Here is a 4,351-nt window from a genome sequence, read left to right on the forward strand (position 1 = left end):
GGAAAGATTGCCCGGGTGAGTTTACCTGATGCCTTTGGATCTTCATTGGGTTCCGGTGTTGAATATGTTTCAGCGCGTAACGAAACGGAGGCCAAGCTTGTTGAGATTTGGAAGAGTGTTTTAGGAAAAAAAGAGATAGGAGTAAAAGATAATTTCTTTGAGTTGGGCGGTCACAGTTTAAAGGCAACACGCCTGTCATCACTGATTCATCAGAAACTTGATATTAAAATTTCAGTCCAGGATATATTTACTGAATCAACAATAGAAAAACAGGGAGTGTTATTAGATAGCAAAGGTTATCAACAACATACTTCTATTCCTTCTGCACCCTCTTTGGATTTTTATCCATTATCCTCTTCTCAGCGTCGTTTATGGATTCTGAGTCGTTTTGAGGGTTCTGAGGGGGCTTATAATATTCCAGCTGTATTCCGTCTTACGGGGGATTTTGATGTGTCTTCATTACAGAAGTCCTACTTTGGCTTGTTGTCCAGGCATGAGATCCTTAGAACTGTTTTCCGCGAATCCTCAACTGGCGAGGCCTTTCAGTTGGTTCTACCAGAAGTATTGGCTGAAAGCTTTGAACATTTGGTGTTTGATTTTACATCAGAAAAGGCAGCCATTGATGCTGCACTATCTCAGGAGACGGGTCGTGTTTTTGATTTGTCTTACGGGCCATTGATTCGTCTTACCATTCTTGAAGACCGTTCCGGAGATGGCTATATTTTCTGTTTGGTGATGCATCATATCATCAGCGATGGGTGGTCTATGGATATCTTAAAACGGGAATTATTCACTTTATATAATCATTTTAAATCGGGTCGTGTTGCAGTATTGCCTCCTTTAACTTTACAATACAAGGATTATGCATTCTGGGAACAATCCGAGCTGGAACAATCCGCCGTTCATTCCAGAGTTTATTGGCAGACTCAGCTTTCAGGAGACCTTCCGTTGCTTCATTTGCCCTCAAAAGGGGCTCGCCCTGTAGTGAAAACCTATAATGGTTGTCATGTTTCAGGGTCAGTATCAATAGAGATTCTTTCCCTATTGAAGCAACTCTCATTGGATAGCGGAGGTACACTTTTCATGACGGTTTTGTCTGCTGTAAAAGTTTTATTATACCGTTATAGCGGTCAAAAAGACCTTATTATTGGCACTCCGGTTGCTGGTCGTGACCATGCGGATTTACAGGATCAAATAGGTTTCTATGTCAATACCTTGGCGCTTCGCAGCCGTATTGAAGGAGAAGAACGCTTTATAGATTTTCTTTCATCAGTTCGTGAGATGACCCTATCCGGCTATTCCCATCAATCTTATCCTTTTGACCGTTTGGTTGATGACCTTAATGTTGTTCGTGATCTAAGCCGTAACCCTGTTTTTGATGTTATGCTAAGTTTTCAGGATTCTGGAGATGGGGGTACTGACAATTCCGCTGAAACATTGGAAGGAGTAATTCTGGGCTCTTATACAGATTCCAGCTATGTTATAAGTAAATTTGATTTAGATTTTAGCTTTTCAGAAACTTCTTCAGGTCTTTCCATCGGTTTGGGTTATAATACCGATATTTATGAAAAGAGTTTTGCAGAGAAGTTGCTAAAGAGTTTAGAGATTCTATTAAACTCAATCTGTCATTCTCCTGAAACAGGAATTGATCAACTTGAGATTCTGGGATCAGAATATCGTTATCTTCTTACCGAAGGTTTCAACCAGACTGCATTGGAGTATCCTCAGGATAAAACCGTTCTTGATTTTTTTGATTCTCAGGTATTATTGACTCCCGACCATAGAGCATTGGTTTTTGAAGGACATGAGTTGAGCTATCGTGAACTTAATGAGCGCTCGAATCAATTTGCAGACTATCTTCATATGCATTATAGTATTGGCAGAGAAGATTTGGTGGGTGTTCAATTAGAACGATCTGAGGATCTTATTGTTACGATTTTGGGAATTCTTAAATCAGGCGGAGCTTATGTTCCTATTGATCCTTCTTATCCTTCAGACCGTATTGCGTATATGATAGAAGACAGTGGTTGTAAAGTCAATATTGATTCCGAAGAATATCTTTTGTTCAATCTGGATAAGGCTAATTATTCTATAACGAGTCCTAAGGCTAATCCTATCCCTATAGATTTAGCCTATGTGATCTATACTTCCGGTTCAACGGGGCATCCAAAAGGAGTTATGGTAGAGCATGAGGGACTGATGAATTTATTATCCCATGTCACGACAGCTTTTCCTTTGTCTAACCAGTCTTCAGGGCTTTTTCCCTTGTTAGCTTCCAATGCTTTTGACATCTCATTATTCGAATTGTTTTATCCTCTTTTGCAGGGAACCGGAGTTTTGGTTCTAGGGAACGAAAAGAGCAAGGATGTAGGTTATCTTAAGGATCATCTGGGAGAGATGAGTTCCTTGCATACGGTTCCTGCTTTAATGAGTGAGCTTCTGTCTCAGGTAAGAGCTATGGACTCTCATGCAGAATATTCTCATATCGATTATATATTCATTGGAGGAGACAAGGTTCCTACCGGAGTATTGCATGATATCCGTAAAACATTTCCTAATGCAAAAATAATCACCCTTTATGGGCCGACTGAATGTACCATCTTTTTATTGACACGCAGCTATACGGGATCGGGGGATGAATTTAAGGGCTCCTTATTAGGCGGTCCTGTTTCCAATACTCAGGTTTATATACTCTCTGAGGGAGATTCACTGTGTCCTGTGGGAGTAGTTGGAGAGATTTGTATTTCAGGAGTAGGTGTGGCGCGAGGTTACCTGAACCGTCCAGATCTTACCCTGGAGAAGTTCGTTTCTAATCCTTTTGTTTCAGGTTCCAGAATGTATAAGACAGGAGATTTAGGTCGTTGGCATTCAGATGGGAGTATTGAGTTTTTAGGACGTAAGGATAATCAGGTGAAGATCCGTGGTTACCGAATTGAGTTGGGGGAGATCGAGTCAGTGCTTCAAGGGCATCCGGACATAACAGGCAGTGTTGTTTTGGCGGTAGAAAATGGAGAAGGTCAGAAGGAGTTGGCTGCTTATCTTACAGGCTCTGTTGAATTGAGAGGTTCGGACCTGCGGGATTATTTACGCATGAGTCTTCCGGAGTATATGCTTCCGGGTCATTATATCCAGTTGGCCTCTTTTCCCTTGACGAGTAATGGAAAGATTGACCGGGGGAATTTGCCCGATGCCTTTGGTTCTTCATTAGGTACGGGTACAGAATATGTTTCAGCTCGTAATGAGACAGAGTCAAAGCTTGTTACTATCTGGGAGGATGTTTTAGGGAAGTCGGGAATAGGGATCAAAGATAATTTCTTTGAGCTGGGCGGTCACAGTTTGAAGGCGGCCCGTTTATCAGCGTTGATTCATCAGGAGTTTAATGTGAAGATTTCTTTGCACTTATTCTTTGAGTTGAATAATATAGAGTCAATAACTCAATATCTTACCAAAGAACAAAGTAAAAAGAAATGGTTGGAACTTAATTTATCTGATAATCAAGATGATGATTTTGTTGATGAAGTATTTTTATAAAGCTTATCTAATTTATGGAAGAATTATTTGAACTCTTATACAAAGAGTCTATATATATCAACTTAATAGATAATAAATTGTCTGTTAAAAGTTACAAAGGAAAGATCAGGAAAGAAATTATTGATAAAATATCACTACATCGGGAGGAAATAATTTCCTACCTTATGTTAGCAGATGTTTCCTATCGTATTATTTCTAAGGCTCCTGATCTGGAGTATTATCCTTTATCTTCGTCTCAGCGTCGATTATGGATTCTGAGTCGATTTGAGGGGGCAGATGGTGCTTACAATATTCCTGAAGTTTTCAGGATTTCGGGTGATCTGAATATAAATTTCTTAGAAAAGTCTTACTTTTCGTTATTATCAAGACATGAGATTCTCAGGACTATTTTCCGGGAGTCAGCAGAAGGAGAAGTTTACCAGTATATTCTTTCAGAAGTTCCTGATGATAGTTTCCAGCATTTGGTTTTGGATTTTGAAAAAGAAGGAAACAAAGTCTCTGAAATTATCTCATCAGAATCCAATCGTATTTTTGATTTGTCTGCAGGTCCTTTGATCCGTTTTACTGTTCTTGAAGATCAATCAGGGGGCGGTTATATATTCTGTTTGGTTATGCATCATATCATCAGTGACGGTTGGTCCATGGGGATCTTAAAAAAGGAATTATTCACTTTATATGATAGTTTTAAGGAGGGCTGTACAGAAGTACTTTCACCTCTATCGTTACAATACAAAGATTATGCTTATTGGGAGCAGTCAGAGTTGGAAAATAGAGTTTCGTTGTCTAAATCTTATTGGCAGGAACAGTTTTCAGGCGATCT

Annotated in this window: 2 protein-coding genes and 1 pseudogene; all 3 read left to right on the top strand. The window is 39.6% G+C overall.

Features of this window, described 5'->3' with window-relative positions:
• Positions 1 to 15: 15 nt before the first annotated feature.
• Positions 16 to 255: pseudogene (locus NZD88_RS21410) on the top strand (phosphopantetheine-binding protein); the annotation flags it as partial.
• Positions 256 to 276: 21 nt separating this feature from the next.
• Complete coding sequence (locus NZD88_RS21190) at positions 277 to 3,531, top strand: non-ribosomal peptide synthetase (protein ID WP_259831814.1); 3,255 nt, start codon at positions 277 to 279, stop codon at positions 3,529 to 3,531.
• Positions 3,532 to 3,545: 14 nt separating this feature from the next.
• The coding region (locus NZD88_RS21195) for a condensation domain-containing protein (RefSeq protein WP_259831815.1) at positions 3,546 to 4,351 on the top strand (806 nt) is incomplete at its 3' end.

Source organism: Chryseobacterium pyrolae (assembly GCF_025153485.1).
GTDB classification, from domain to species: domain Bacteria; phylum Bacteroidota; class Bacteroidia; order Flavobacteriales; family Weeksellaceae; genus Chryseobacterium; species Chryseobacterium antibioticum.